Origin of the sequence: Pseudomonas sp. Sample_9 (genome assembly GCF_004307535.1) — a bacterium.
Taxonomy (GTDB): Bacteria; Pseudomonadota; Gammaproteobacteria; order Pseudomonadales; family Pseudomonadaceae; genus Aquipseudomonas; species Aquipseudomonas mercuritolerans.
The window spans coordinates 1-2,568 of record NZ_RAZO01000260.1 but is presented as its reverse complement, the minus strand read 5'-3'; the positions used below and the strand labels follow the sequence as shown (position 1 = coordinate 2,568).

At 62.5% G+C, this 2,568-nt stretch carries 3 protein-coding genes; all 3 read right to left on the bottom strand.

Translation table 11 applies throughout. The features are described from left to right. Positions 1-200, bottom strand: a 200-nt coding sequence (locus tag D6877_RS14510; RefSeq protein ID WP_130911250.1) for a YfhL family 4Fe-4S dicluster ferredoxin, incomplete at its 3' end; no start/stop codon positions are given. A gap of 147 nt (positions 201-347) precedes the next feature. Further along, positions 348-827 (bottom strand): pantetheine-phosphate adenylyltransferase, encoded by a 480-nt coding sequence (gene coaD, locus D6877_RS14505; protein ID WP_003229157.1) that lies wholly within the window; start codon positions 825-827, stop codon positions 348-350. Positions 828-942: 115 nt separating this feature from the next. After that, on the bottom strand, positions 943-2,538 hold the full coding sequence (locus D6877_RS14500) for a GMC family oxidoreductase (RefSeq protein ID WP_130911239.1): 1,596 nt from the start codon (positions 2,536-2,538) through the stop codon (positions 943-945). Positions 2,539-2,568 lie beyond the last annotated feature (30 nt).

Genomic DNA, 2,568 nt, shown 5'->3' with positions numbered 1-2,568 from the left:
TCCGGATGGGCTTCGTCCAGTGGAATGCAATCCACCGGGCAGACCTGCTGGCACTGCGGCTCGTCGTAGTGGCCGACGCACTGGGTGCACAGGTTCGGGTCGATCACGTAGATCTCTTCGCCTTGGGAAATGGCGGCGTTCGGGCACTCGGGTTCGCAGACGTCGCAGTTGATGCAATCGTCGGTGATGATCAGGGACATGCTAACTCCAGCCGGGGCGGCAGGCCCGGGCGCTATAAATCAATGCGCGCAATTGTGCCGCATTGGCGAGCGCAGTGCACGCGGGGGCGATCAAGGGCTCTCTTTGGCTGCGATCAAAAACGAAAGGATCGCAGCCTTCGGCAGTTCCTACTTCTTGAAGCGCAGGGTCAGCGCGTCGGCCACGGCCGGGTGGACGAACTTGCTGATATCGCCGCCCAGCGCGGCAATCTCCCGCACCAGCGTCGAGGAAATGAACGAATAACGCTCCGACGGCGTGAGAAACAGGCTCTCCACATCCGGCGCCAGTTGGCGGTTCATGTTGGCCAGCTGGAATTCGTATTCGAAGTCCGACACCGCGCGCAGACCACGCAGGAACACATTGGCGTTCTGCTCTTTGGCGAAATGCGCGAGCAGCGTCGAGAAACCGACCACTTCCACGTTAGGCAGGTGTTTGGTGACCTCGCGAGCCAGTTCGACCCGTTGTTCCAGCGGGAACAGCGGGTTCTTTTTCGGGCTGGCGGCGACGGCAATGATCACGTGATCGAACAGGCGCGAGGCGCGTTCGACCAGATCGCCATGGCCCTTGGTAATAGGGTCGAAGGTACCTGGGTACAACACTCGGTTCATCGCGTCGTCCTGGCGGGAGTCCGTTGGGGAGTCGGATGGTATCGCAGCCTTCCCGGTCGGCCAAGTCGCCTGTTGGGTAAGAAAGCACTATAGACGATAGGAATATTCTGCTTTTTCATGGGTTTTTCAGCCGATCAGCCAAGGCTGTCGCCAGTTGCGCGGTGAGGCCATACACCGACAGCTGCGGGTTGGCGCCGATGCTGGTGGGGAACAGCGAGCCGTCGTGAATCGACAGATTGCGCAGTTGATGATGGCGACCGAGGCTGTCAGCGACCGCGCTTTGCGGATCTTCACCCATCGCACAACCCCCCATCACATGGGCGCTACCGAGTCGCGTGCGGTACAGCTCCAGGCTCAGTCCATCGATCATTGAGCGCGCCTCGGCCAGTGTCTTCACATAGCGGCCGTCGGCGTGCATCGGCATCACCGATTGCGCGCCGCCGGCGAACTGGATTTCGGCCATGACGTGAAAGGCCCGGCGCAAACCGTCCCATGCGTATTGCGAAACCTGATAGTCGAGCACCGGCGAGCCATCACCGCGCAGCTCCACCGAGCCACCGCTGCTGTCCGGGTGAAAGCCATCGCGCAGCAGCGCCAGCATCGCGTGGGTGTGCGGCAGGTCGGCCATATGCTGGGCGTTTTCCTTGCCGAAACCACCGAGCAGTGTGGCAGCCAGCGCCGGGTGCAGCGGTGGCACTTCGAGCTTGAACGCCATCGGCCCGGTGGTGCCGTCCTTCCACTGGAAATGGTCGGAATAGATCGACTGCGGCGCGCCGTAGAACGGATTGACCACCTCGGCGAAACGCGCGGCGGACATGTTCACCGGGTGCAGAAAGGTGCGCTTGCCCACGCGCTCATGCGGATCCGGCACGTCGGAGCGCAGCAACAGCGCCGGGCTGTTGATGCCGCCGCCGGCCAGCACGTAATGCCGCGCCTTGACGCTGATGCTGCGCCCGGTCGGCTCGACGCAGCGTTGGTCCATCGCCACGCAATGCAGCCCGGTAACCTTGTCGCCGCTGATCAGCAGCTTCTCCACCCGCGCCAGATACAGCAGCTCGCCGCCCTTTTCCAGCGTCGCCGGGATGGTCGTGACCATCATCGATTGCTTGGCGTTGCTCGGGCAGCCCATGCCGCAATAGCCGAGGTTCCAGCAGCCGCGCACGTTGCGCGGGATCACGTGCCAGCTGTAGCCGAGTTGCTCGCAGCCTTTGCGGATCACATCGTTGTTGGCGTTGGGCGGCACCATCCATGGCGCGACGCCGAGGCGCTGCTCCATTTTTTCGAACCACGGCGCCATCTCTGCCGGGCTATGGCCTGTGACATTGTGTTCGCTGGCCCAGTATTCGAGGGTCGGCTCGGGTGTGCGGAAACTCGAGGTCCAGTTGATCAGCGTTGTGCCGCCGACCGCGCGGCCCTGCAGGATGGTGATCGCACCGTCCTTGCTCATCCGTCCGATGCCTTCCTGATAGAGACTGCTGTAGGCCTCGTCTTCGAGCAATTTGAAATCCGAGCTGGTCTTCAACGGGCCTTCTTCGATCAGCAGGACTTTATAGCCGGCCGCACTGAGGATTTCCGCTGTGGTCCCGCCGCCGGCGCCACTGCCGATGATCGCCACGTCGGCTTCGAGGGTGAGGTCGTCGCTCAGTTGCGCGCCGTTGTAGGTTTTCCAGCCTCGGGCGAGGCCTTCGCGGAAGGGATCGGGTACGGGCATCGGTCAGGTTCTCTTTATTATTCTGGATGC

Bases quoted from the DNA above. Each gene is read 5' to 3' on its own strand.
- coaD (WP_003229157.1), bottom strand. From the start codon at position 827: ATGAACCGAGTGTTGTACCCAGGTACCTTCGACCCTATTACCAAGGGC.
- D6877_RS14500 (WP_130911239.1), bottom strand. From the start codon at position 2,538: ATGCCCGTACCCGATCCCTTCCGCGAAGGCCTCGCCCGAGGCTGGAAA.